Below are 22,880 nucleotides of genomic sequence, written 5' to 3' on the forward strand. Positions count from 1 at the left end.
CCAGCCCGGTCAAGCGCTCGGCTTGACCGGTGGTCACGGCCGCCTCCGCTGTCCAGCGAAGCCCTGGGCCGGTATCGACGCAATGAGGATGAGGCACGAGATGCCGGTGAGTCAAGGCGACGGGCCCGCGTGGCGCGCCGCGCTCCCCCTTCGCCTGCGTCGGTGGGCACCCTAGAGTGCTCTTTATGCCCTTCCACACCGCGCGCCGCACGGCCCGCCGCGCCGCGCTGGGCACCCTTGCCGCGCAGGCGGTTACGGTCGCAGGGCTGATGGCCTTTGACAGTCTGCGCAAGCGCGATCGACCCGAATATGAGTTCCCCCGCACGACACCGCGAACCCTCTCCCTCGGCGATGGGGATATGCGGGTCTACACCTACGGCGAGGACCTCTATCGGGACATGCTGGCCGATATCGACGGGGCGAGCGAGCGGATCTTCTTCGAGACCTTCATCTGGAAGGGGGATCGTGTCGGCCAGGAGTTCAAGGACGCCTTAGTCCGCGCGCACCAGCGCGGCGTCGAGGTCTACATCGCCTTTGACCAGTTCGCGAACCTCGTCGTGCGCCGAGCCTTCTACGCCGATCTACCCCCCGGGATTCACGTCAAACGGCACCCGATCGTCTCCGGTGGGTGGAAGTTCCTCCACCCGCGCCATAGCGGGCGCAATCACCGCAAACTGCTCGTCATCGACGATCGCGCCGCCTATGTCGGGGGCTACAACATCGGCACGCTCTACGCCACACGCTGGCGCGATACCCACGCCCGCTTCACCGGAGACATGGTCGTCGAGCTCGTCAACGCCTTCGTCGATTACTGGAATATTCGCGTTCCTCGCGGCCAGGCGCGACTCACCCAGCCGGCCCCACGCACCTGGAGCCGCAATGTCTGGGTCCACCGGAACACCCCGGTCGACCTCGTCTTCCCGATCCGCAATATGTATCTGGAGGCGATGGATCGCGCCGAGGAGCGGATCTACCTCACCCAGGCGTACCTCATCCCCGACGACGCCATCGTGCGGGTGCTCCTCGACGCGGTGCGCCGAGGAGTCGACGTGCGGATCATCGTCCCGCGCTACTCCAACCACGTCGTCGCTGACTGGCTGAGCCGGAGCCGCTATGAGCGCCTGCTCCGTGGAGGCGTGCGCCTCTTCCGCTACGAGGGCGCGATGGTCCACGCAAAGACGGGGACCATCGACGGACGCTGGTCGACGGTCGGCACCGCCAATATCGACCGGCTGAGCCTCGCTGGGAACTTTGAATTGAACCTGGAGATTCTCGACCCCGAGGTCGCGGCACACATGGAGACGATCTTTAGCGTCGATTCCGGCAACTGCACCGAGTTGACGCTCGCCGAATGGCTCGGGCGCCCCTTGATCGCCCGGGTCACCGAGGGACTCCTCTCCCCCTGGCGCCCGCTCCTCTAGGCATCGCGCCTCCCCCTTCCCCCCGCGGTGCCAGAGAGAAGGGGCCGGGTCTCGGTTAGCGACCCTCGAGCTTGCGCATCTCGGCCTGGATCTTGGACTCGCTCGGGGAACTGCCCGGGCCGAAGGTGTTCACGGCGTGGGCGACGAGGCCGACCCCCCACCCGAAGGTGACCCACGCGGGCCACGGGACACCGGCCTCGCCGCGATCGCTCGAGGTGAACCAGAGCACCCAGAACGCGATGTTGAGCAGCGCGTACCACCCCAGGTGGATATAAAAGGCCCGCTTGGCCTCGAGGTTGTCGATCGCCCGAGCGCGAAGCTCGTCGCTGGTACCGGCTGGCTGGTTCATGAAGTTCTCCCCTGGACGTGGCGTGGCCTGTCGCGGCCCATCCTGCCCGAATCCGACCCGCCTCGGGTGTCCCCCCGTCGGGGGACGTGAAAACAAAGCGAAGGGCGGACCGCACCGATCACGGTGCGGTCCGCCCTTCGCGGATCAACTAAGCCCCTATCGGGGCCGGGATCACTTGAGCTCGACGGTGGCGCCGGCGCCCTCGAGGGCTTCCTTCGCCTTGTCGGCAGCAGCCTTGTCGACCTTCTCGAGGATCGGCTTGGGGGCGCCGTCCACGAGGTCCTTGGCTTCCTTCAGGCCGAGGGAGGTCAGCGCGCGGACCTCCTTGATGACCTGGATCTTCTTGTCGCCAACGGAGGCGAGGATGACGTCGAACTCGTCCTTCTCCTCCTCGGCGGCGGCGTCGCCGCCACCAGCGGCCGGGGCACCGGCAGCCGTAACGGCAACCGGGGCGGCGGCGGTGACCTCGAAGGTCTCCTCGAACTGCTTGACGAACTCCGAGAGCTCGATCAGGGTCATCTCCTTGAAGGCCTCAAGGAGCTCGTCGGTGCTGAGCTTCGCCATGATGGGCGTCCTTTCTAACGTTTACTGCTTAAGCCGCGGGCGCGGCGCATCTGGTGGTGTGGTGAGCTGAGGAACTCAGCTCTCGTCGCTGCCCTCGGCCTCGACCTTGGCGCGCAGCGCGTCGACGACGCGTGCGGTTTGCGCGAGCGGAGCCGCGAAGAGGTAGACCGCCTGGCTGAGCTGGGCCTTCATGGCGCCGGCCAGCTTGGCGAGCAGAACCTCACGGGACTCGAGCTGCGCGAGCTTGTCGATCTCCGCAGCGGTCAGGGGCTTGCCATCGAGGATGCCGCCCTTGATCACGAGGAGGGGGTGCTCCTTGGCGAAGTTCCGCAGGCCCTTGGCCGCCTCGACCGGGTCGCCCTCAACGAAGGCGATGGCGTTGGGACCGGTCAGCTGGCCCTCGAACGCGGACTCCAGGCCCGCCTCCTTGGCCGCTAGGTCGGTCAGCGTGTTCTTCACCACGGAGTAGGTAGCGTTGCCACGGAGGTTGGTCCGCAACTCGGCGAGCTGCGCCACGGTCAGGCCGCGGTACTCCGTGAGAACGGCCGCGCTGGAGCCACGGAACTTGTCCGCGAGCTCGGCAATGGCGGCGGCTTTGTCAGCCTTGGCCATGCGGGCCTCCTTTCTCGTCGGTCACGACCGACGGTCGAAGGAGCCCGGCTCAAAAAAGAACGCCCCGGCGCAGGGCACGGGGCGCAGTCATCCTGATCGCCACCAACGTGACGATGGGTGTCGTGCTTCGTAGCCTGCGCTGGTCGCCCGCTTGATCAAGTGCGGGACCTTCGGCTGGGCGGCCCAGGTGGGTCGTCCGGCAACCGGCGGTCATCGGTCAAGGAGTCACAGTAGTCGGGAAGACCCCCTTCGCCCAAATCGGGGCTGGACCCGAGACGGACGAGAAGATGGCAGAAGGGGGAGAAGCGCGCGGCTCCTCCCCCTTCTTTACCGGGACTGCTGTGAGGTCACATGGAAAGACTGCCGACCTCGGACGCCGGCGGGGCCGAGATCTTCGGGGCGCTCCCCCAGTCGCTGTACGCGAACTCGGTGGTCTGCTGACCGGAGACCGTCTTCACGCTTTGCAGCAGGTCGTCCTTGCCGACGACCTGGGTCACGGTCATCGCCTCGGCGTTCGCGGCGTTGTTCGGCAGGTCCGATCCGCCGAGGAGCTTCTCGGCAATCTGCTTCGCCTGCTCCGCGGTGATGGCCGTCTCGTAGGTGACGGTGTCCCCGTCGACCGCGACGACCTTGGCTTCGAGCCCATCGACGGCCTCGAGCATCTGCGCGGGCTGCGCCGCCAGGTCGAGGACCTGCATCATCGGGGCCATCATCTGGCTCATCGGGTCGGTCCCGTTGGGGTCGATCTTGGCGAACTTCTTACCGTTGAGCGACGAGGCCAGGCTGTCCCCGCCGAGGTAGAGGACCTTGTCGACGTAGATCATCTCGATCTTGTTTCCCTGCTCGTCGACCTCCATCTTGAACGACGGGGTGTCGCCGAAGTTCACGACGCCCTCGACGGGGGCGTCGCCGGAGGTGGTCTTGACGTTGGCGGTCACCGCCTTGCTCGCGGCCGCACTCGTCTTCCCTCCCAGCTCCTTGGCCGAGATGGTGTCCCCAACCTTGACGGACGCTCCCTGCGTGGTGGCCGAGTCATTCGAGCCGGAACCCGAGTCCGATGAGCCCCCGCCGCACGCGGTGAGGGTAAGGGCCGCAGACGCGACGACAGCGGTCAAAATGCGCTTCATGTGCGAAGACTCCTGGCATGTAGGTGGTCGGCGCGCCGCCCGTATCGGCGCACTCGGCTGCGGTTACCGTACCCGCCCCGGCTGTGAACTCCATCCCCGCCCGCCGGGATCGCCCGCGGACAACGATCAAGGCCCCGACCGGCGAACCGGTCGGGGCCTTGATCACTCGCGCTCTAGCGAGCAGCGACCGAGGGTCACTCGGAGGCGGCCTCCATGAGGTCGCGGGTGCGGGTGGTGTCGAGCGGGATGCCCGGGCCCATGGTGGTGCTCATGCTGCCCTTCAGCAGGTAACGGCCCTTGGACGCCGACGGCTTCAGACGCAGGATCTCCTCCAGCGCCGCCCCGTAGTTCTCGACCAGCTTGGCGTCATCGAAGGACACCTTGCCGATGATGAAGTGGAGGTTGCCGTGCTTGTCGTTGCGGAACTCGATCTTGCCGCCCTTGATGTCGGTGACCGCCTTGGCGGTGTCCATCGTGACGGTGCCGGTCTTCGGGTTCGGCATCAGACCACGCGGGCCGAGGACCTTACCGAGACGACCGACCTTGCCCATCATGTCCGGGGTCGCAACGACCGCGTCGAAGTCGAGCCAACCGCCCTGGATCTTCTCGATCAGGTCGTCGGAGCCGACATAGTCGGCGCCAGCCTCACGGGCGGCCTCGGCCTTGTCGCCACCGGCGATCACGAGGACGCGGGCGGTCTTGCCGGTGCCGTTTGGCAGGTTCACGGTGCCGCGGACCATCTGGTCGGCCTTACGCGGGTCGATCCCGAGACGGAAGACGACCTCAACGGTCTCGTCGTACTTCGCCTTCGCGCCCGCCTTAGCGAGCTGGACCGCCTCGAGCGGGGCGTAGAGGGCGTCGCGGTCGATGTTCTCGGCCGCGGACCGGTAGTTCTTGCTGCGCTTCATGGTGCTACTCCTAAACAAAGAGGTGGTGCTGGAGGTGTGGTGCGGGCCAAGCGCTGGCCCTCCCACGAGGCGAAGCTCGTCAGAGCTTCGGGGTCTCGATCCCCATCTGACGGGCCGTGCCGGCGATGATCTTCATCGCGGCGTCGACGTCGTTGGCGTTCAAGTCCGGCATCTTCTGCTCGGCGATCTCGCGCAGCTGGTCCGCGGTCAGCGAGGCGACCTTGGTCTTGTGCGGCTCGCCGGAACCCTTCTGCACGCCCGCGGCCTTCTTGATCAGCTCGGCAGCCGGCGGGGTCTTGGTGATGAAGGTGAAGGAGCGGTCTTCGTAGACGGTGATCTCGACCGGGATGACGTTGCCACGCTGGTTTTCGGTCGCAGCGTTGTACGCCTTGACGAACTCCATGATGTTGACGCCGTGCTGACCGAGGGCCGGACCGACCGGCGGCGCGGGGGTGGCCGCACCGGCCTGGATCTGCAGCTTGATGAAGCCGGAGACCTTCTTCTTGGGAGGCATAACTTTTTTCCTTTGGTGAATCTGGGCCCACGCCTAAGGGCGATGACCCGGTTGCAGCCCTACGCCAGTACCGGCGAAGGGGGTGCTGCCCGACGGATCAGATCTTCGCGACCTGGCTGTAGGACAGCTCGACCGGGGTCTCCCGGCCGAAGATGGAGACGAGAACCTTCAACTTCTGGCTCTCGGGGATGATCTCGGAGATCGTCGCCGGCATGGTCTCGAAGGGACCGTCCATGACGGTGACCGACTCGCCGATTTCGAACTCGATCTGGCCACCGTCGGTGGCGGTCTTCGTGGCAGCGGCCTCGGTCGCGGCGGCGCCGGCGGCCTGCTTTTCGAGGTCCGCGGGCTTGAGCATCGTAAAGACCTCATCGATCGTGAGCGGCACCGGCTGATGGGTGTTGCCGATCGCGTTACCGACGAAGCCGGTGACCCCCGGAGTGTGGCGCACCGCGCCCCAGGACTCGTCCGTGAGCTCCATGCGCACGAGCACGTAGCCGGGCATCCGCGGCTGCTTGCGCGTCTTCTTCTGACCGTTCTTGATCTCGGTGACCTCGTCGATCGTGACGGCCACCTCGAAGATGTAGTCCTCCATGTTGAGGTTCGTGATGCGGGTCTCGAGATTGTGCTTGACCCGGTTCTCGTATCCCGCGTAGCTGTGGATCACGTACCAGTCGCCGTACTTCGACTCGAGCGCGTCGCGGAAGGCCTGCACCGGGTCCTCGTCAACAGCGTCGCCCGCGGCGTCCTCGGTGACGACCTCCTCGGTCACGACCTCTTCGGTCGCGGTGGGGTCTTCCTCGGCGATGGCGTCGATCGTGACGTCTTCGGAGGTGGCGTCGACGTCGACCTCGACGGTCTCATCAACCTCGGGGCTGGTCTGCTCGGACATCACCTTAGAAACTTCCTTCGTCTTTGATCGTCGCGCTCCCTTGCCTGGCGAAGGGGGCCCGCTTCTTTCCCTTGGCCCGCGGTCACGCGCGCCGGATACGGCTCTAGCTGCCGAACACCCACAAGACCAGCCTGGTGAACACGTAGTCGAGTCCCGTGATGAAGAGCATCATCACCACGACGAAGACGATCACCACGAGGGTGTAGTTGAGCAAGTCCGAGCGCGTCGGCCGCACGACCTTGCGCAACTCATCGAGCACCTGGCTGACGAAGAGGGCGATCGACCCAAAGAACCGGGTGATCGGGTTCTTGCCCTTCGGCTCGCCACGACGGGCGTTCGTCGCCTGCGCGCCGAGCTGGGTCATAGGGTTCTTCTCTCTTCAGTCGCCGGTGACGTCACCTGCTGATCAGGACGGATGTCCTTATATCTCGCGCAGGGCAGGAGGGACTCGAACCCCCAACCGCCGGTTTTGGAGACCGGTGCTCTACCAATTGAGCCACTGCCCTTCGAATCGGGGGCAGGGGTGCCGATCCGATCCGATTCGGCCGACCCCGTCCACTGGCACCCGGGCACGCCGGGATGGTGGCCGAGAATCAACCGAGGTGAAAGCATACGCCAGGTGCCTGGGCGACGCGAAACCGACGACGCGCGGTCCCCCTTCGGGTACCGGCCACCCCTTCGCACCGACTCGCAACGATGACACGATGTGGGGGTGTCCACCAACGCCAACGCAGCCGCCTTGACCGAACGCTCCCCCGACGAGCTCGCCGCCTTCGCCGCGCAGGCCCGCGAGGAGTACGCCGACCTGAAGGCGAAGGGGCTGACCTTCGACCTCACCCGTGGCAAGCCCGCCGCCGAGCAACTCGATCTGTCCGAGGAGTTGCTGCGGCTACCGACCGGCCACACCAGCCCGAGCGGCGTCGATGTGCGCAACTACGGGGGCCTCGAGGGGCTGAAGGAACTCCGGGAGATCTTCGGTGAGTTGCTGGGTGTCGACACGGCCCAGGTGATCGCCGGTGGCAACTCCTCGCTGACGATGATGCGCGACACCCTCGTCTACCTGCTGCTGCACGGTGCGATCGACTCGCCGCGTCCCTGGGGCGAAGAGGAGACCATCCGCTTCATCTGTCCCGTCCCGGGCTACGACCGGCACTTTTCGATGCTCGCCTCCTTCGGGATCGAGATGGTGACCGTCCCCATGACCGACGACGGCCCGGACGTCGAGGCCTGCGCACAGGTCGCTGCGGAGGACCCGAGCGTGAAGGGCATGTGGGCCGTCCCGACGTACGCCAACCCCACCGGGCAGACCATCACCCAAGAGGTCGCGGCTCGACTCGCCGCCATGGAGACGGCAGCGCCGGACTTCAAGATCTTCTGGGATAACGCCTACGCCCTGCACCACCTCACCGAGGTCGAGACCAAGAGCGCCGACATCCTTGCGCTCTGCTCGTCCGCGGGGCATCCGGATCGGGCGTTCGTCTTCGCCTCCACCTCCAAGATCACCTTCGCCGGCGCGGGCGTCGCCTTCCTGGCGTCGTCGATCGACCAGATTGAGTGGTGGCTCGGCCACACCGCGATGGGCTCGATTGGTCCGGACAAGGTCAACCACCTGCGCCACCTGGAGTTCTTCGGCTCCGCCGACGGAGTGCGCGCGCACATGGCCAAGCATCGCGAGATCATCGCCCCCAAGTTCGCCGAAGTGCTCCGCGTGCTGCAAGAGCGCCTTGGCGGTCTCGGCATCGCGAGGTGGACCGAGCCGGTCGGCGGCTACTTCGTCAGCCTCGATGTCCTCGACGGCACCGCCTCGCGCGTGGTCGAACTGGCGAAGGAGGCCGGGGTGGCGCTCACCCCCGCCGGCTCGTCCTACCCGCACGGCGATGACCCCGACGACCGTAATATCCGCATCGCGCCGACCTTCCCCGACCTGGCGGATGTCACCGACGCGATGGAGGCGGTCGCAACCTGCGTGCGCCTCGCCGCCGCCGAACACCTTTAAGTGAGAGGAACACCCATGGGTCAGGAGAATCTCGACACCGAGTTGACCGGGTACAGCCTGGACGACGACGACCAGTTGCAGCCCGAGGACACCCTCGACGGCGACCTCACTGCCGATGTCCTCGATACCGGCTACTCACCGGCCGACCGACCCCACGCCAGCGTCGGTTTCGGAACGACCGCGGCCGAGCAGCGTCAGGGCGAGTCGATCGAGCAGCGGATCAGGCAGGAGGAGCCGGACCCGAGTTCGGCCTATGGCGCTCCGAGCCCCGAGATCGACGACAGCGAAGAGGCCGCCGAGGACGATCAGGTCGAAGGCCGCGACGACGACTGGGATGACGTACAGGACCGCGAGGTCGGCTCGCGTCGCGCGGGTCGGCTCGTCGCACCCGACGAGGGCGTCCACGAGGACCACGACGCGGAGCCGTGGGGCCGTGACGTCGGCATCGACGGAGGCGCTGCGTCTGCCGAAGAGGCGGCCATGCATGTGATCGACGAAGAGGACGTGCGCTGAGCGAGTCGCACCGCTCGCTGGAGGCCCTGCCGAAGGCACACCTCCACCTCCACTTCACCGGCTCGATGCGGGTCGAGACCGTCCGCGAGATGGCCGCGGCCCGCAGAACGCGCCTGCCCGATGCGCTCCTGGACGCCTACCCACCCACCCTGTCGGCCGCCGACGAGCGGGGCTGGTTTCGCTTCCAGCGGCTCTATGACGCCGCCCGACATTGCGTGCGCGGGGAAGCGGACCTGCGTCGCATCGTGCGGGAAGCGGCCACCGATGACGGCGCGGAAGGGTCGCGCTGGCTCGAGTTGCAGGTCGACCCGACGAGTTACGCCCCCTTCGTCGGAGGGATCACCCCGGCCCTCGAAATCATCTTGGATGAGGCGCGATCGGTGTCCTATGACGCCGCGACGACCGGTGCTGCGCAGGTCGGGATCATCGTCGCGGCGAGCCGTGTGCGGCACCCCCTGGAGGCGAGGACCCTCGCTCGCCTCGCGTCCCATCACGCCGGCGACCGGGCCGGCGAGGTGATCGGCTTTGGCCTGTCAAATGACGAGCGCCGAGGCGTCACCGAGGACTTCGCCCCCGCCTTCGACATCGCCCGCCGCGCCGGGCTCGCGCTGATGCCCCACGCCGGCGAACTCCTCGGGCCGACCGCGATCGACACCACCCTCGACGCCTTGGCACCGGATCGACTCGGACACGGAGTCCGCAGCGTCGAGGACCCGCGAGTCCTCGACCGGGTGGTGGCCGAAGGGGTCGCGCTCGAGGTCTGCCCCGGCAGCAATGTCTCGCTCGGCGTCTACCGAGATGACGAAGAGGTCCCGCTGCGACGCCTCATCGAGGCCGGCGCGACGATCGCGCTCGGCGCCGATGACCCCCTTCTCTTCGGGTCGCGTCTCACCGACCAGTACCGCACCGCACGCGAGGTGCATGGCCTAGACGACGACGCTCTCGCAGACCTCGCCCGAGGGTCGTTCCGAGCCAGCCTGGCCCCAACCGAGGTGCGCGAAGCGGCCCTCGCCGATATCGACGCGTGGCTTCAGAGCTAGCGAAAAAGTTCGCCCCGACCCCTCCCCATCGCGGCGCCCTTCTGCCAAGGTGTGATGCGGGCCACGCCCCTCCAGCGCCCCCTCAACATGCTGTGACTAAACCCTCACGAGCCCATCGCCTCCTGACAACCCTTGGTTACTGCTTCGTCACCACTCCGTAACCCAGGTCACACCGATGAGTACGTCGGCGTCGGCGCGATCCGCCTTAAGGAGCGGATTGAGCCCGCAGGGGTGAGGCGGGGGCACGTCGGCGTCCCCTATAGTCGCCCTGCTCACCTCAGGGGCGGCTGGCCAAGGCGATGGGGAGAGCTGCCCCTGGCCGCCGACGCGCGTTCGATGACATCGTGATCCCGACGCCCCGTCACCCACCAATCGACCCGAGGACTACGCCGATGAGGCACCTGCGCCTTACCCGTCTGGCAGCGGTTGCCACCCTCATCGGGCTCGGCCTGCTGACCACGCACGGCGCCTCCGCGACCTCCCGGGCCGACGAGCCGCGCTCCACCCCCGTGCCGATCGCCACCGCGGACGGCTCCCTCTTTAGTTATGTCGTGAACGTGAGCGACCCGAGCGAGAGCCGGGTCCGCACCGCGGAGCGCGCGGTGCGCGATGCGGGAGGGGTCGTCGTCCAGACCTGGCCCCAGATCGGCGTGATCATCGCCCACTCTGATCGGGGCAATTTCGCTCGGCAGGTCCTCTCGTCTGGCAAGGGCGCGATCGCCTCGGCCGGTCCGACGCGCACGGTGCCGGTGACCGAGGGGACGCCGAAGGGGGACCAGGCCGCCTGGGATGCCGCCGACCGCCGCCGGGTCCCTCGCGCCCCGATCGGTCCAGCGACACCCCCTTCCTCCACCGCCCCCGACCCACGCAGCGCGGCGCAATGGGATATGGAGATGCTGAAGGTGCCCGCCGCTCACGAGGTGACAGCGGGGTCGCGAGGAGTGCTCGTCGGTGCGCTGGACTCCGGGATCGACGCCGACCATCCCGATCTCGCGGGACGCATCGACTGGTCGACGTCGGTGGGGTGCGTGGACGCCGGACGGCCGAATCGAGAGGTGGCGGCGTGGCGGCCGACCGCGAGCGACCACGGCACGCATGTGGCTGGCATCATCGCCGCCGAACGCAACGGCTACGGGACCGTCGGGGTCGCGCCCGGAGTCACGCTCGCTTCGGTCAAGGTCGTCAACGACGATGGGTTGATCTACCCGGAGTACGCCATCTGCGGCTTCATGTGGGCGGGCCAACAACGGATGGATATCACCAACAACAGCTACTTCATCGACCCCTTTGAGTACTGGTGCGCCGACCAACCCGAGCAGGCCCCGGCGCGTGAGGCCGTCCGGCGGGCGGCCGCCTGGTCCAGATCACGCGGCGTCGTCCATGTGGCGGCCGCGGGCAACAGTTCACAAAACCTCGCCAAGAAGACGACCGACCCGGCGAGCCCCAACGATGGCCCGAGTCCGACCCGGCGAACGATCAACTCAGGCTGCCTCGACATCCCGACCGAGTTACCCGGCGTGGTGAGCGTGTCCTCGATCGAGCGTTCCGGCGAGCTCTCCCCCTTCTCCAACTATGGGCTCGGCGCCATCGATGTCGCCGCTCCCGGCAGCGGGATCCTCTCCACCGTGACGCGGGACAACGGCTGGGGCGTCAAGAGCGGGACATCGATGGCGGCGCCGCAGGTCGCCGGGGTGCTCGCGCTGATGAAGTCGGCCCACCCTGATCTGACGCCGGCCGAGATGACCGACCGACTCCGAGCCGGCGCCACCAGCCGCTCGTGTCCTACCCCCGCGGGCGGGAGCGCGTGCGTCGGGACGAAGGGGGACAACAGTCACTACGGCCGGGGGATCGTCGATGCCCTGGCGGCCGTCAGGTAACCGGCCCGCTAGAGGCTGTGGCCCACGAAGACCGGCTCGTTAACGAGTCGCACCCCGAAGGCATCCTCGACCCCGTCGCGCACGGTCCGCGCGAGATGCGCCACGTCGGCGGCGCTCGCCTCACCGCGGTTGGTGATCGCGAGGGTGTGCTTGGTCGACAGGGCTGCTGGCCCCGGCATGGCGTAGCCCTTGCCGAAACCCGCCCGGTCGATGAGCCACGCCGCGCTCGTCTTGACCCGCCCGTTCGAGGCCGGGAAGAGCGGCGGGGCGACATCCGGCCCGAGTCGCGCAGCAACCCGTTCGAGCATCGCCTCGGATTGCTCCGCGGTGAGGATCGGGTTGGTGAAGAAAGATCCACAACTCCAGGTGTCGTGATCGCTCGGGTCGAGGACCATACCGCGCTTGCGGCGTTGCGCCAGAACCGCGTCACGGGCATCCGCGAGAGGGACCCGCGCTCCGAGGTCAACGCCCAGTTGGCTGGCGAGGTCGGCGTAGGCGACCGGAGCGGAGAGGTCGGCGATCCGTAGTTGGAAGACCGTCTCCAGGACCACGTACCGGTCGCTCGCCTTAAAGATCGAGTGCCGGTAGGTGAAGGCGCACTCGCCATTGGTGAAGGTCCGCACCTGCTGCTCGTGACGGTCCCAGGTGACCACCTGCGAGATCGTCTGAGCGACCTCTTGGCCGTAGGCGCCGACATTTTGTACCGGGGTCGCCCCCGTCAGGCCCGGGATCCCCGAGAGCGCTTCGATCCCCGACCACCCCTCGGCGACGGCTCGCTCGACGAAGCCGTCCCAGGACTCTCCGGCGGCTACGCGCACGTTCGCACCACCGCAGCGATCATCGGACTCGACGCGCACCCCCTTCGTCGCGATCCGGACGACCGTCCCGGGGAAACCAGAGTCGGCGATCACCAGATTGGATCCGCCGGAGATGACGAGCAACGGTTCGTCGGCGTCATCCACCTCCCGGATCGCATCGACAACCTCGTCGGTGGTGGTCGCCGTGACGAGTCGCTCGGCAGGGCCGCCAACGCGCATTGTGGTGAGCGGCGCGAGCGGCGCCGCGGCTTGGATCTGCACAGATGCCCTTCTAGTCCAGCTGGACGGTCGCCTGACAACGGCCGAGGACCTTGTCCTCGCCGCTGCGTGCCGTGATGTCGATGACCGCCCGCCGGGTGTCATCGTCAAGGCTCTTGACCTTCGCGGTCACCGTGACGTCGGCGCCACCGTCGTAGGGGACGACGACCGGGCGGGTGAAGCGTGTCCCGTACTCGAGGATCCGCCCCCCGTCCCCGACCCAGTTCGAGACGACGCCGACGACCGCGCCCATCGTCCACATCCCGTGCGCGATGACATCGGGCAATCCGACGGAGGTCGCAAACCGCTCGTCCCAATGGATCGGGTTGCGGTCCAGCGAGGCCCCCGCGTAGCGCACGAGCGTGGCCCGGTCGACGTGCAGGGTCTCGCCCGGCAACTCCTCGCCGACGCTCACCTGATCGAAGCGGCGCACCGCCATGGCCTAGTCCTCCCCTCGGATCACGACGGTCGAGACCGATGTCGTCACCGGTTCGTCGTCGGTGTCGATCAGGTCGCTGCGCATCGTCACCATCGTGTGTCCGCCCAGGGTGCGCACAGAATCGATGGTGAGCACGCCGCGCAATTCGTCGCCGGCGACGATGGGACGGTGATGGATGAAGCGCTGGTCTCCGTGGACCAGTCGCGCGAGGTCGAGCCCGGCCTCGGGGTCGCGCGCGAACTGGGCGTCACACTGCTGGGTCATGATCGCCGCGAAGGTCGGGGGCGCCACCAGGTCGCGATACCCGGCCGCGTGGGCGGCGTCGAGGTCGTGGTGCTCCGCAGACGTCGCGGCGATGGCACCGGCGAACTCGCGAATCTTCTCCCGCCCCACGACGTACGCCGCGGTCGGCGGATAGGTGCGCCCGGCGAAGGCTTCGTTGACGGACATGGGGTCAGCCTAGTCGCGTCAGGGGACGACGAAAGCCGCCCCTGCGAGCAGGACCACTGCGGTCCGAGGCGCCGGGCGGCTTTCGATCGGGTGCGCCATGGGGCGCGATGAAGGGGGCTCTACCCCCTTCGCGGGGAAGAGATCAGCGGGTCTCGCGGTGCGCAGTGTGCTGACCACACCGGCGGCAGAACTTCGCCAGCTCCAGCCGGTCAGGCGTGTTGCGGCGGTTCTTCTTGGTGATGTAGTTGCGCTCCTTGCACACCGTGCACGCCATCGTGATCTTCGGACGGACGTCGGCGCTCTTGCTAGCCACGGGTGAACCTGCTCTCGACTGGTAAAGGTGCGAGCACCGGCCTCGGGACTCGCGTTCATTGCTCTTGGGGGCCAACGCGTGCGCGCTGGCGGTGCAATCAAGGGCAGGGCGGATCCGTACCCGTTCTTGCGACGCACCAGAATACGACACGCGGCCGCCCGGCGAGAAATCCGCGGGTCGAGCGACCTGCCGGAACTCCCGCCGCTTGCGACCGCGGTTCGTAGCGGGAGCGGGACTCGATCCCGCGACCTCACGATTATGAGTCGTGCGCTCTAACCAGCTGAGCTACCCCGCCATGAGCCTCGCCCGGGATCGCCGGGCTTGGCCAGAGCCCCCTGTCGGAATCGAACCGACGACCTTTTCCTTACCATGGAAACGCTCTGCCGACTGAGCTAAGGGGGCGGGTCCACTGCTTAGCCGATGGCCGCGCGGTGGAACGTGGAGAGGCTACACGGCCAGATGCGTCGGCGCGAAATCCACCGCGTCACTCCCGGCTCGCGGATCGGTTTGCGAGCTCAGGTTCGGCGGGTGTGCGCAGGTGCGCCCGGCCTCGACCGTCGCGCGGAAGAAGGGGTAGATGCTCAGTCAGTCGTCCCCGCGGGCCGCGCGCACGAGGACCTTCACCACGTGAGCCCCGAGCTGCCGCGGCGATGCGATCCCACGAGATGAGTGTCCACCAGCCCGATCGCCTCCATCAGCGCAAACATCGTCGTGGGCCCGACGAAGGTAAAGCCGCGCCGCTTCAACTCGCGAGCGAGCGCGACCGACTCCGCCGACTGGGTCGGGACCTCGGCGAGGGCTCCCGGCCGCGGGGTGTGTCGCGGCCGGTAGGACCAAATGAGGGCCGCGAGGCCCGCATCGACGGGCCCCTCGGCCTTGGCATGAACCGGGTCGCCTCGCAGGTCGGGATCATCGCGAAGGGCGAGCGTCGCCCGGGCGTTGGTGATGGCCGCAGCGATCTTGGCCCGATTGCGCACGATGCGCTGGTCCGCGAGCAGGCGCGCCTCATCCTCTTCGCCATAAGTCGCCATCACCTCGGGATCGAAGTGGTCGAAGGCGGCCCGGAAGGCTTCGCGCTTGCGCAAGATCGTCGCCCAGGACAGTCCCGATTGGAACGCCTCGAGGGTGAGCCGCTCGAAGACCCCGCGTTCGTCGCGCACCGGCATCCCCCACTCGGTGTCGTAATAGTCGCGGAGCAGCGGGTCATGAGCGGCCCACGGGGGACGCGCCAGGCCGTCCTCCCCGACGATGAGGGCGCGTGCCTGCGGGTCGGTGCTCACCGGGCTCGCGCCGGCGGGAGGAGACGCCGCAGGAGGAGGCGGTTCACCAGCTCCCGGTACTGGCCGCTGCGCACCGGGCTGCCCCGACGCAGAGCCTCACCGACCGAGACGACGCGCCATCCCCGGTCGCGCCACTCCGAGAGCGCCTGCGCGATCAGTTCGATCTTGTCGACATCAACGCGGGCGCGATCGGCGGGCTCGGTGGCGCCATCATCGGCACTCGCGCGCCCGTCATGAGCCAAGACGATGTCGCCGATCCCCGCAGCGTGGATCTTCGCCAGCCGCTCGTCCTGGCTCACCGGCCTCCAATCCCAAGTGGTGGCCGACCACAGCACGGACTCCAGACCCGACCGGCGCAAAGCGGCCCAGAGGACGGGGTCGGTCGCGCCGTAGGGCGGGCGGAAGAGGGACGCGTCCACCCCAGTCAGGCGAGCCAGCTCGGCACGCCCCTGCGCGACATGATCGACGCCCGCGCGGACCCCCTTCGTCGTCAGCCGTCGGTGGTCGATGCCATGAAGGGCGACCTCATGCCCCTCGGCGACGACCCGCCGGACGATCTCGGGATGACGGCGGGCCGCGCTCACCAGGACGAAGAAGGTCGCGGTCGCGTCGAACTCCCCAAGGAGTTCCAGCAGACGTGGCGTGATCTCCGGGTCGGGCCCGTCGTCGAAGGTGAGCGCCAGGAGGGCTTCGGAGGTGCGGACCTTCATGACCGGGCCGATCGACCCCGCACCCCGCACCCTGCGCATCGAGGTCATGAGGCCGCGGCGAGCCCGCTGCTGCTGGTCGCCCTCGAGAATGCTGCGGGCCCGGACAAAACCGCGACCCAACGCGTCCTCGCCCGGCCGCGCGTACTCCACGTACACCCGACCGCAGGCACCAAGGGCCATCCCCAACCCCCTGGCGGCCAGGCCGAGGCCCCGCGCCTGCGTGTAGTCGCGGCGGCACAAGAACCCGGCCCCCGCGATGCCGAGACCGACGGCAACGCGGGCGCTTGCTCCTGCAGTCAGCCGGACCTGTGCTCGGGCGGAGCGCCCCATCGGGAATCCGGTCTCGAGGAGGCCAGCGGTGTTGCCATGACTGAGGGCCCGGCGCAGGAGCCACCGGCGGCTCGCGCGGTGTGCGGGGACGCGATCGAAGACGATGGACTCCTGGCAAAAGACCAAGGCCCCACCCCGCTCGGTCAGGGTGCGGGTAAAGAGGGTGTCCTCGCCACCGACGAGTCCCAGCCGGGGGTCGAACTGCAGGCCCATTCGCCGGACCGTCGCGAGGTCGAGCAAGAGGTTCCCGGCCGCCGCGATCGGGACGGGTGTACCGGTGGGCAGCGACGGGCGCACGAAGAACCGGCCGGATTCGATCCACGGATCGGGGGTCTGCTCAAAGGACGGGACGACCCGCCCAGTCACCGAGGCATGGTCGTGATCGCTCCAGGTCCGAAGCAGGTGGGCGAGCCAGCCGACGTCTGGTTGTTCGTCATCGTCGAGGAAGGCGATCACGTCGGCGTGCTCGGCCTCCGCCAGGGCGCGGTTGCGTGCTGCGGCGATCCCGGGTGTCGGTTCGTGCGCGTAGCGAACGGGGATCGCCCCGGGCGACTGCCCGCTCATGACTTCTCGCGCGCCGGCATCGGGGTCGTTGTCAACGACCAGGACCGTCACCTCGGCGGTCGCGGCGACCGCCTCCCCTTGCGAGATCAGCAGGGGTAGCAACTCCCGCAGTCGGTCGTTGCGCCGGAAGGTGGGGACGGCGATGACGCAGGTCAGGCGCGGTGCGCAGGCTGATGGCACGCTCGGCGCCTGGGGATCGCGCATGGCCTCATCTTGGCAGTAAGCCGGCATCCCCCGCCGCGAAATCGCGCACTGCACGCGCACGGGAAACGCCGAGATTCCCCTGGAACTCCAGGAGAATTCGGGAACTTCCGGGGATCCGCGGGCGCCCGGGCACAAGAAGAAGGGCCCCGACCGGATCGGTCGGAGCCCTTCCCCCTTCGGTGGCAGGTGCAGGATTCGAACCTGCGTAGCGTTACCGCGACGGATTTACAGTCCGCTTCCATTGGCCACTCGGACAACCTGCCCCGCGCGGCGGGGGCGAGAGCCCCTTAGCGCGCGTGCCACGATAGCAAGCCCACGCCCTTAGCGAAGAATCGAGGACCCCCATGGCCAACAGTTCCTTCGACATCGTCTCCAAGGTCGACCGGCAAGAGGTCGACAACGCCCTCAACCAGGCCGCGAAAGAGGTCTCGCAGCGCTACGACTTCAAGGGCGTCGGCGCCTCGATCGCGTGGAGCGGCGACTCCGTCGTGATCAAGGCCAACACCGCCGAGCGGGTGCTCGCGGTCGTGGACGTCTTCGAGACCAAGCTGATCCGCCGCGGCGTTTCGCTCAAGCAGATCGACTTCGGCGACAAGGAGCCGAAGCCCTCGGGCAAGGAGTACATCCTCTCCGGCCCGACCAAGGAGGGCATCGACCAGGAGAACGCGAAGAAGATCGCCAAGATCATCCGCGACGAGGGCCCGAAGGGCGTTAAGGCTCAGATCCAGGGCGACGAACTGCGGGTGACGAGCAAGTCCCGCGACGAGCTCCAGGCGATCATCGCGCTGCTGAAGGGCAAGGACCTCGACGTCGCCCTTCAGTTCACCAACTACCGCTGACCTGGATCTTCACCGCGTCGACGTGGGGTTGTCGGGCATCGCGTCTAGCGTTGTGACCTATGCCACAGGTCTTGCTCTTCCACTCCGCCCTCGGGATCCGCGCAGGGATTACCAGCCTCGCCGACGCGTTGCGCGCCGCCGGCCATGACGTCACGGTGATCGACCAGTACGACGGTCGGGTCTTCGACACCTATCCCGAGGCGATGGCCCACGTGGAGGCGCTCGGAATGCCCACCTTGATGGCCAGCGCCCTCGATGCTGCCCGTGAGGTCGACGGTGATCTCGTCACCATCGGGTGGTCCAACGGCGCCGGGATGGCGCAGTGGGTGGCGGCCAACCTGCCCGAGCGCACCCGGGGTGTGGTGATGGGTGGCGGCGGGCTCGACATGAAGTGGCTAGAGCGCGACTGGCCCCCTTCGGTCCAAGGCCAGATCCACCACACCGAGGGCGACCCTTACGTGGACGAGGGCTCCGACGAGGCTGTCGCGCACCAGGCCGAGGCCGCAGGTGGGCGGGTCGAGGTCTTCGTCTACCCGGGCGACGGGCACCTCTTCACCGACCCGTCACTGCCGCAGGAGTACGACGAGGCATCGGCTCGGCTCTGCACCGAGCGCATCGTCGCCTTCGTCGACTCGGTCAGTCGAGGTGGTTGCTGAGCCGCACGGGCGCTGTCGAGGTCATCGGCGGTGGGCGCATTGCCGATGCGCAGTCGATGAGACGGTCGAACCGGGCGTGCACGGCTAGCGCGTCGGGCCGGTCGTACAAGCTGTGCAGCATGGCTTCGCCCGCAGGCCACATGGTCTTGGTGTCGCGCTCATCAGGTTCGCTGCGTAGTGGGTGCGGCAGCGCTGCCAGCTGGCGCCGGGCAGGGGCGCATGCGGCGGCCTCGACCAGGTCGGCGAAGAACTCGCGCCGACGCCGCGCGTTGCTGGTCGAGGCGGCCATCCGCATGCGCCTCATCGACCCGGCCCCTCGCAATCCCGTACAGGGCCCCGCCGCGTGAAACACCTCACGTATCGGACCATCGATAGGATCGCCGCCGTGAGACACCGCCCCGGAGTTGCCTTGGGCCTCATCGTTCTCGCTGCCGTCGTTGGCTACCTCGTCGGCTTCGCTACCAGCAGCCTCCCAACGTCCCACGACCCGGATCGGTTCTGGATCGCCAACGTTGGTGCGATCTATTCGGTCTTGCCCTTTACGATCGCGGTCCTCATCGCTTACCGCGGATTGGGTCGGCTCAGTACGGTCGTTAGCGGCATTGTGACGTGTGCGGGGATGGTCTGTGGGTTCTACCGGCTGCACGCAGTCGGCGCTGACCCTCAGGCCGACGTCGGGTATGAAGAGACCCGACTGCAGGCGTATGGCAGGTGGTTCTCCCAATTTGTCCTCGGGCCCGGCGGCGCGCCATGGCTCACCATCGCGGTGATCGTCGGCGCCGTCGCGGGCCTCCTGGCTTGGCTTTATGTTGCTCGCGCGCGCATCTGGGCGGGCGTCCTAGCCGTGCTCCCGCTGGTGCTTGAGCCGGCCATCCGTGCTGGATGGCGGGTCGATCTCCCCCTTCTCCCCGCCATGCCGATCACGGCGTGGAATGCCACCGTCTGGCTCATCGAAGCGTTCGTCGGCGTGTTGGCGATCGCCTTTGTCGTGCGGCATGGTCCCCTGCGCGGGCGGCCCGCGCAGGGGACCATGCCGGGCAGCGCGTAGGTCAGGCAGCGGGACAGGAGCAGCGGCGGGCGTTCCCCGCGCAGGCGCGTGATCGCTCCCGCCCACACCGCCGGAATCGACCTCGTCAGCTCGCCTGGCGCACCTTCGGGCCGCCCTCACTGCGCCCCGACAGAGGTGGGCGCCGACGGTCGACTTACTGCTCCCGCTCCAGCTGCAGGAGAAGCGCCTTGACCTCGGGGCCGCCTCGGTACCCACCGAGCGAGCCATCGCTGCGTAGCACCCGGTGACAGGGGATGAGGAGCGGAAGGGGGTTGCGCGCGCAGGCCGTGCCGACGGCTCGGACCGCTCTCGGGGAACCGGCGGCCTCCGCGAGCGCGGCGTACGACGTGGAGGTGCCGTATTCCACCGCTTGCAGCTGATGCAGGACCGTCCGCCGGAAGCCCCGGGCGAGCGCGAGATCCAATGGCAGATCGAAGGAGCGACGCGTGCCGTCGAGGTATTGCTCGACCTCTCGCGCGGCCCGGTCGAGCCGGGCCGGCGCGTGGAGCACTCGTGGGCTGATCTGATCGGTCAGTTCGGCGAGGACGTGGTCGTGGCCTTCGACCGAGAAGGCGAGACGCACCACCCCCTTCTTGGTCGCAGCGATCAGCAGGGTCCCGATTGAGGTGTCGAGTTCGCGGTAGGCCACGTCGAGCAGACCCTCGGCCGCGGCCCGGGCGGCGAGGTCACGGTTTAGGCGGTCCAGGGTGTCTTCGGTCATGACTCCTCCTCGGCAAGCCGGGCGCGCAGGCTGCGCAGACCGTCGGCGGCGGCGCGCCGGGCGGCGATGTCGGTCCCGCCGACGAGGTCGGCGATCTGCGCGTAGTTCAGCCCACCGAGATAGCGATAGGTGATGACGTGGCGCTGCTTCGTCGGCAGGTCGGCGACGAACCGCCAGACCTCCGGAGCGAGCGCCTCGTCCGCGCCCGCGTGCTCCCCCTTCGCCTCCTCCGGCACCTCCGCGACCGGCACGGGCCGGCGCCCACGAGCCCGCAGCGCGTCCACTCCCTTGCGCCGAGCGATCGTCACGAGCCAGGCCGCCATATTTGAGTCGGGCCGCAGGTCTGGGTAGGCGCGCAGGGCCGCGATGAAGGTCTCCGACCACACGTCCTCTGCGTCATCGGGACCGACGACGGCGCGACAGGCTCGCAGCACCAGGCCGCCGTGCTCACGCACGACCTGGTCGAAGGGGGGAAGGGCGCCGCGTCGGGTCATCAGAAGAGGCGATCCACCCGATCGGCGGCGGGCTCCTCCAACTCGAGCAGGGCGCGCTTACGCTCGATCCCTCCGGCGTACCCGGTCAGCGAACCGTCGGCTCCGACGACCCGGTGGCAGGGCACGATGATCGAGACCGGGTTTTGGCCGACCGCGCCACCGATGGCCTGCGCAGCGGCACCGAGCTCGGTGGCGAGGGCGCCGTAGGTGACCTTCTCGCCGTAGGGGATCGCGAGCAGCCGCTCCCACACCCGGCGATGGAAATCGCTGCCGCGCAGGGCGAGCGGCAGCTCGAAGCTGCGCCGCGCGCCATCGAGGTACTCCCCGAGTTGTTGGTGGACCATCGCCGCGAGGGGGTCGTGAGCGACCTCCTCCCCCACCTCCGCTCGCTGCGGATCGCGCCAGTGCCCGGGGAAATAGAGGCCCGCGACCGCGTCCCCTTCGAGCACCACGGTCAACTCGCCGAGGCGGGTTGGCAGGACGGCGCGGCGGGTCAACACAGAAGCGATCATGCCGAAGGAACGCTCCGGGCGCCTCTCACGTGAGATCGCGAGCCTGCCAGGCGAGCCCACGCCGCGACCCGGCACGCCGAGACGCTAGCGTCGGTGGACATGAGCATGATGGATGCCTGGCAGGTCGCCGCGTATGGGGAACCACGAGAGGCCCTGCGCCGCACTGAGATCGAGGTGCCTGAGCCCGCGCCGGGACAAGTCCGGGTCCGGGTGAGCGCGGCGGCGGTGAACTTCGCCGACACTCTGCTCTGCACCGGGGACTACCAAGTGCGCCCGAAGCTTCCCTTCGTCCCCGGGCTGGAGGTCTGCGGCATCGTGACCGCGCTCGGCGAGGGTCCCTCCCCCTTCGCCGTCGGAGACCGAATCCTCGGTCCGACCGCATTACCCCATGGCGGGTTCGCTGGCGAGGCCATCGTCGATACCGCGACGGCGTACCCGGCACCAGACGGCCTCGACGACGCGCAGGCAGCCACCTTCGTCGTCAGTTATCACACGGGATGGCTTGGACTGCACCGTCGAGCGGCGATCCAGCCCGGTGAGTATCTCCTCGTCCACGCCGCCACCGGTGGGGTGGGATCAGCTGCGGTGCAGCTCGGCAAGGCCGCCGGGGCTCACGTGATCGGGGTCGTGGGCGGCGCGGATAAGGCGCGCCTGGCGCGCGACCTGGGGTGCGATGTCGTGATCGACCGCCGCGAGACTGACGTGATCGAGGCGGTCCGGGAGGCGACGGGCGGGCACGGGGCCGATGTCGTCTACGACCCAGTGGGCGGTCCGGCCTACATCCAGAGCACCAAATGCATCGCCTTCGAAGGGCGGATCCTGGTCGTCGGTTTTGCCTCCGGCACCCGCCAGGAAGCCCGCCTCAATCACGCCCTCGTGAAGAACTACTCGATCCTCGGCCTACACCTGAACCTCTACCGCGACAAGTTGCCCGACCTCATCGAGCAGTGCCACGCCGACCTCACTCGCCTCGCTGACTCTGAGCAGATCGCGCCACTCGTCGGCCGCCGGTTCCCCTTCGACGAGGTACCGGATGCGCTCGAAGCGCTCGCTGGGGGCGGCACGGTCGGTCGCCTCGTCGTCGAGCCCCCGGCCTGACGCCGAAGGGGGTCGGACGACCCCTTCGGCCGGGACGTGGGAAAGGACATCCGACGCGGAAACAACCGCGACCTACGGCAATAGCCGCGCCACCTCGCCGAGCGACATACGCCGTGACGTGGGAAAGGACATCGGACGCGGAATTAACCGCGACCTATGGCAACAGCCGCGCCACCTCGCCGAGCGACATCCGCCGTAACGCGGGGCCATGCGACCCGAAGGGGGTCTAGCTGTACCCGGCCATCAGGTTGGTAGCAGCGCGCCTGCTTGAACGAACGAGAACCTCCGAATGGGATGTGGCTTGTCGAAGGCCCACTCCAACCCGGAGGTTCT

General features: G+C 68.1%; 26 protein-coding genes, 4 tRNA genes and 1 pseudogene. 9 read left to right on the top strand and 22 right to left on the bottom strand.

Going from position 1 to position 22,880, the window contains the following annotated elements; genetic code table 11:
• Nucleotides 1-185: 185 nt before the first annotated feature.
• Nucleotides 186-1,421 carry a phosphatidylserine/phosphatidylglycerophosphate/cardiolipin synthase family protein gene (locus tag AB8K43_RS10005; RefSeq protein WP_370893901.1) on the top strand — a complete coding sequence of 412 codons (1,236 nt, stop codon included), beginning with the start codon at nt 186-188 and terminating at the stop codon, nt 1,419-1,421.
• 55 nt (nt 1,422-1,476) lie between these two features.
• On the opposite strand, the gene AB8K43_RS10010 is transcribed toward AB8K43_RS10005, so the two are convergent.
• The 9 genes from AB8K43_RS10010 to AB8K43_RS10050 all read right to left on the bottom strand — a co-directional run bounded on the left by AB8K43_RS10010 (nt 1,477) and on the right by AB8K43_RS10050 (nt 6,893).
• On the bottom strand, nt 1,477-1,770 hold the full coding sequence (locus AB8K43_RS10010) for a 2TM domain-containing protein (protein WP_370893903.1): 294 nt from the start codon (nt 1,768-1,770) through the stop codon (nt 1,477-1,479).
• A gap of 171 nt (nt 1,771-1,941) precedes the next feature.
• The gene (rplL, locus tag AB8K43_RS10015; protein ID WP_370893905.1) at nt 1,942-2,334 is read right to left on the bottom strand and encodes a 50S ribosomal protein L7/L12; all 393 of its coding nucleotides are present in this window, start codon (nt 2,332-2,334) and stop codon (nt 1,942-1,944) included.
• Nucleotides 2,335-2,409: 75 nt separating this feature from the next.
• Nucleotides 2,410-2,946 (bottom strand): 50S ribosomal protein L10, encoded by a 537-nt coding sequence (gene rplJ, locus AB8K43_RS10020; RefSeq protein ID WP_370893907.1) that lies wholly within the window; start codon nt 2,944-2,946, stop codon nt 2,410-2,412.
• Nucleotides 2,947-3,293: 347 nt separating this feature from the next.
• On the bottom strand, nt 3,294-4,073 hold the full coding sequence (locus AB8K43_RS10025) for a hypothetical protein (RefSeq protein ID WP_370893909.1): 780 nt from the start codon (nt 4,071-4,073) through the stop codon (nt 3,294-3,296).
• Nucleotides 4,074-4,267: 194 nt separating this feature from the next.
• Nucleotides 4,268-4,981, bottom strand: coding sequence for a 50S ribosomal protein L1 (gene rplA, locus AB8K43_RS10030; protein ID WP_370893911.1), 714 nt, complete (start codon nt 4,979-4,981; stop codon nt 4,268-4,270).
• 79 nt (nt 4,982-5,060) lie between these two features.
• Nucleotides 5,061-5,495, bottom strand: coding sequence for a 50S ribosomal protein L11 (gene rplK, locus AB8K43_RS10035; RefSeq protein ID WP_370893913.1), 435 nt, complete (start codon nt 5,493-5,495; stop codon nt 5,061-5,063).
• A gap of 97 nt (nt 5,496-5,592) precedes the next feature.
• Nucleotides 5,593-6,387 carry a transcription termination/antitermination protein NusG gene (nusG, locus tag AB8K43_RS10040; protein WP_370893915.1) on the bottom strand — a complete coding sequence of 265 codons (795 nt, stop codon included), beginning with the start codon at nt 6,385-6,387 and terminating at the stop codon, nt 5,593-5,595.
• Nucleotides 6,388-6,490: 103 nt separating this feature from the next.
• Nucleotides 6,491-6,751, bottom strand: coding sequence for a preprotein translocase subunit SecE (gene secE / locus AB8K43_RS10045; RefSeq protein WP_370893917.1), 261 nt, complete (start codon nt 6,749-6,751; stop codon nt 6,491-6,493).
• A gap of 69 nt (nt 6,752-6,820) precedes the next feature.
• Nucleotides 6,821-6,893, bottom strand: a tRNA-Trp gene (locus tag AB8K43_RS10050).
• A 206-nt stretch (nt 6,894-7,099) separates the two neighbouring features.
• Here AB8K43_RS10050 and AB8K43_RS10055 point away from each other — a divergent pair.
• The 4 genes from AB8K43_RS10055 (at nt 7,100) to AB8K43_RS10070 (ending at nt 11,813) form a co-directional block, all read left to right on the top strand.
• Entirely contained in the window at nt 7,100-8,383 is a 1,284-nt protein-coding gene (locus AB8K43_RS10055; RefSeq protein ID WP_370893919.1) for an aminotransferase, read from the top strand.
• Nucleotides 8,384-8,398: 15 nt separating this feature from the next.
• Nucleotides 8,399-8,896 carry a DUF5709 domain-containing protein gene (locus AB8K43_RS10060; protein WP_370893921.1) on the top strand — a complete coding sequence of 166 codons (498 nt, stop codon included), beginning with the start codon at nt 8,399-8,401 and terminating at the stop codon, nt 8,894-8,896.
• Nucleotides 8,893-9,936, top strand: coding sequence for an adenosine deaminase (locus AB8K43_RS10065; RefSeq protein WP_370893983.1), 1,044 nt, complete (start codon nt 8,893-8,895; stop codon nt 9,934-9,936). The genes AB8K43_RS10060 and AB8K43_RS10065 overlap by 4 nt, the downstream gene beginning before the upstream one ends.
• Before the next feature lie 392 nt (nt 9,937-10,328).
• Complete coding sequence (locus AB8K43_RS10070) at nt 10,329-11,813, top strand: S8 family serine peptidase (RefSeq protein ID WP_370893923.1); 1,485 nt, start codon at nt 10,329-10,331, stop codon at nt 11,811-11,813.
• A gap of 8 nt (nt 11,814-11,821) precedes the next feature.
• Here AB8K43_RS10070 and AB8K43_RS10075 read toward each other — a convergent pair whose 3' ends face one another.
• The 9 genes from AB8K43_RS10075 to AB8K43_RS10115 all read right to left on the bottom strand — a co-directional run bounded on the left by AB8K43_RS10075 (nt 11,822) and on the right by AB8K43_RS10115 (nt 17,442).
• Nucleotides 11,822-12,892, bottom strand: a complete 1,071-nt coding sequence (locus tag AB8K43_RS10075) for a UDP-N-acetylmuramate dehydrogenase (RefSeq protein ID WP_370893925.1) — start codon at nt 12,890-12,892, stop codon at nt 11,822-11,824.
• Between the two features lie 10 nt (nt 12,893-12,902).
• Nucleotides 12,903-13,328: a MaoC/PaaZ C-terminal domain-containing protein gene (locus AB8K43_RS10080; RefSeq protein ID WP_370893927.1), complete on the bottom strand. Its 426-nt coding sequence runs from the start codon at nt 13,326-13,328 to the stop codon at nt 12,903-12,905.
• Between the two features lie 3 nt (nt 13,329-13,331).
• Nucleotides 13,332-13,778: a MaoC family dehydratase N-terminal domain-containing protein gene (locus tag AB8K43_RS10085; RefSeq protein ID WP_370893928.1), complete on the bottom strand. Its 447-nt coding sequence runs from the start codon at nt 13,776-13,778 to the stop codon at nt 13,332-13,334.
• Between the two features lie 142 nt (nt 13,779-13,920).
• On the bottom strand, nt 13,921-14,091 hold the full coding sequence (gene rpmG, locus AB8K43_RS10090) for a 50S ribosomal protein L33 (RefSeq protein ID WP_370893929.1): 171 nt from the start codon (nt 14,089-14,091) through the stop codon (nt 13,921-13,923).
• Between the two features lie 221 nt (nt 14,092-14,312).
• Nucleotides 14,313-14,386, bottom strand: a tRNA-Met gene (locus tag AB8K43_RS10095).
• Between the two features lie 34 nt (nt 14,387-14,420).
• Nucleotides 14,421-14,493, bottom strand: a tRNA-Thr gene (locus AB8K43_RS10100).
• Nucleotides 14,494-14,711: 218 nt separating this feature from the next.
• Nucleotides 14,712-15,371: a DNA-3-methyladenine glycosylase I gene (locus AB8K43_RS10105; RefSeq protein WP_370893930.1), complete on the bottom strand. Its 660-nt coding sequence runs from the start codon at nt 15,369-15,371 to the stop codon at nt 14,712-14,714.
• Nucleotides 15,368-17,179, bottom strand: a complete 1,812-nt coding sequence (locus AB8K43_RS10110; RefSeq protein WP_370893932.1) for a polysaccharide deacetylase family protein — start codon at nt 17,177-17,179, stop codon at nt 15,368-15,370. Before AB8K43_RS10110 ends, AB8K43_RS10105 begins: the two co-directional genes overlap by 4 nt.
• Nucleotides 17,180-17,359: 180 nt before the next feature.
• Nucleotides 17,360-17,442, bottom strand: a tRNA-Tyr gene (locus AB8K43_RS10115).
• Nucleotides 17,443-17,523: 81 nt separating this feature from the next.
• Here AB8K43_RS10115 and AB8K43_RS10120 point away from each other — a divergent pair.
• Together AB8K43_RS10120 and AB8K43_RS10125 are read left to right on the top strand one after the other, a co-directional pair.
• The gene (locus tag AB8K43_RS10120) at nt 17,524-18,018 is read left to right on the top strand and encodes a YajQ family cyclic di-GMP-binding protein (protein ID WP_370893934.1); all 495 of its coding nucleotides are present in this window, start codon (nt 17,524-17,526) and stop codon (nt 18,016-18,018) included.
• 59 nt (nt 18,019-18,077) lie between these two features.
• A complete protein-coding gene (locus AB8K43_RS10125; protein WP_370893936.1) occupies nt 18,078-18,674 on the top strand; it encodes a dienelactone hydrolase family protein in 597 nt (198 codons plus the stop codon).
• 31 nt (nt 18,675-18,705) lie between these two features.
• Here the strand turns inward: AB8K43_RS10125 and AB8K43_RS10130 are convergent.
• A pseudogene (locus AB8K43_RS10130) lies at nt 18,706-18,893 on the bottom strand (transposase); the annotation flags it as partial.
• 166 nt (nt 18,894-19,059) lie between these two features.
• Between AB8K43_RS10130 and AB8K43_RS10135 the strand changes: the two are divergent.
• Entirely contained in the window at nt 19,060-19,722 is a 663-nt protein-coding gene (locus AB8K43_RS10135) for a hypothetical protein (RefSeq protein ID WP_370893938.1), read from the top strand.
• Between the two features lie 154 nt (nt 19,723-19,876).
• Here AB8K43_RS10135 and AB8K43_RS10140 read toward each other — a convergent pair whose 3' ends face one another.
• From AB8K43_RS10140 to AB8K43_RS10150, 3 genes are read right to left on the bottom strand one after another with little or no spacing between them, the layout of a single operon-like run.
• Complete coding sequence (locus AB8K43_RS10140; RefSeq protein ID WP_370893940.1) at nt 19,877-20,443, bottom strand: methylated-DNA--[protein]-cysteine S-methyltransferase; 567 nt, start codon at nt 20,441-20,443, stop codon at nt 19,877-19,879.
• Entirely contained in the window at nt 20,440-20,937 is a 498-nt protein-coding gene (locus AB8K43_RS10145) for an RNA polymerase sigma factor (protein ID WP_370893942.1), read from the bottom strand. Before AB8K43_RS10145 ends, AB8K43_RS10140 begins: the two co-directional genes overlap by 4 nt.
• A complete protein-coding gene (locus AB8K43_RS10150) occupies nt 20,937-21,437 on the bottom strand; it encodes a methylated-DNA--[protein]-cysteine S-methyltransferase (protein WP_370893944.1) in 501 nt (166 codons plus the stop codon). Before AB8K43_RS10150 ends, AB8K43_RS10145 begins: the two co-directional genes overlap by 1 nt.
• A gap of 111 nt (nt 21,438-21,548) precedes the next feature.
• Between AB8K43_RS10150 and AB8K43_RS10155 the strand changes: the two genes are divergently transcribed.
• Nucleotides 21,549-22,547, top strand: coding sequence for an NADPH:quinone oxidoreductase family protein (locus AB8K43_RS10155; protein ID WP_370893946.1), 999 nt, complete (start codon nt 21,549-21,551; stop codon nt 22,545-22,547).
• Nucleotides 22,548-22,880: the final 333 nt, after the last annotated feature.

Source organism: Janibacter sp. GXQ6167 (assembly GCF_041365945.1).
Lineage (GTDB): Bacteria > Actinomycetota > Actinomycetes > Actinomycetales > Dermatophilaceae > JBGFSK01.

Coding starts and splice junctions, on each gene's coding strand:
- AB8K43_RS10005 (WP_370893901.1), top strand. CDS start 186: ATGCCCTTCCACACCGCGCGCCGCACGGCCCGCCGCGCCGCGCTGGGC.
- AB8K43_RS10010 (WP_370893903.1), bottom strand. CDS start 1,770: ATGAACCAGCCAGCCGGTACCAGCGACGAGCTTCGCGCTCGGGCGATC.
- rplL (WP_370893905.1), bottom strand. CDS start 2,334: ATGGCGAAGCTCAGCACCGACGAGCTCCTTGAGGCCTTCAAGGAGATG.
- rplJ (WP_370893907.1), bottom strand. CDS start 2,946: ATGGCCAAGGCTGACAAAGCCGCCGCCATTGCCGAGCTCGCGGACAAG.
- AB8K43_RS10025 (WP_370893909.1), bottom strand. CDS start 4,073: ATGAAGCGCATTTTGACCGCTGTCGTCGCGTCTGCGGCCCTTACCCTC.
- rplA (WP_370893911.1), bottom strand. CDS start 4,981: ATGAAGCGCAGCAAGAACTACCGGTCCGCGGCCGAGAACATCGACCGC.
- rplK (WP_370893913.1), bottom strand. CDS start 5,495: ATGCCTCCCAAGAAGAAGGTCTCCGGCTTCATCAAGCTGCAGATCCAG.
- nusG (WP_370893915.1), bottom strand. CDS start 6,387: ATGTCCGAGCAGACCAGCCCCGAGGTTGATGAGACCGTCGAGGTCGAC.
- secE (WP_370893917.1), bottom strand. CDS start 6,751: ATGACCCAGCTCGGCGCGCAGGCGACGAACGCCCGTCGTGGCGAGCCG.
- AB8K43_RS10060 (WP_370893921.1), top strand. CDS start 8,399: ATGGGTCAGGAGAATCTCGACACCGAGTTGACCGGGTACAGCCTGGAC.
- AB8K43_RS10070 (WP_370893923.1), top strand. CDS start 10,329: ATGAGGCACCTGCGCCTTACCCGTCTGGCAGCGGTTGCCACCCTCATC.
- AB8K43_RS10080 (WP_370893927.1), bottom strand. CDS start 13,328: ATGGCGGTGCGCCGCTTCGATCAGGTGAGCGTCGGCGAGGAGTTGCCG.
- AB8K43_RS10085 (WP_370893928.1), bottom strand. CDS start 13,778: ATGTCCGTCAACGAAGCCTTCGCCGGGCGCACCTATCCGCCGACCGCG.
- AB8K43_RS10110 (WP_370893932.1), bottom strand. CDS start 17,179: ATGCGCGATCCCCAGGCGCCGAGCGTGCCATCAGCCTGCGCACCGCGC.
- AB8K43_RS10120 (WP_370893934.1), top strand. CDS start 17,524: ATGGCCAACAGTTCCTTCGACATCGTCTCCAAGGTCGACCGGCAAGAG.
- AB8K43_RS10125 (WP_370893936.1), top strand. CDS start 18,078: ATGCCACAGGTCTTGCTCTTCCACTCCGCCCTCGGGATCCGCGCAGGG.
- AB8K43_RS10140 (WP_370893940.1), bottom strand. CDS start 20,443: ATGACCGAAGACACCCTGGACCGCCTAAACCGTGACCTCGCCGCCCGG.
- AB8K43_RS10145 (WP_370893942.1), bottom strand. CDS start 20,937: ATGACCCGACGCGGCGCCCTTCCCCCCTTCGACCAGGTCGTGCGTGAG.
- AB8K43_RS10155 (WP_370893946.1), top strand. CDS start 21,549: ATGAGCATGATGGATGCCTGGCAGGTCGCCGCGTATGGGGAACCACGA.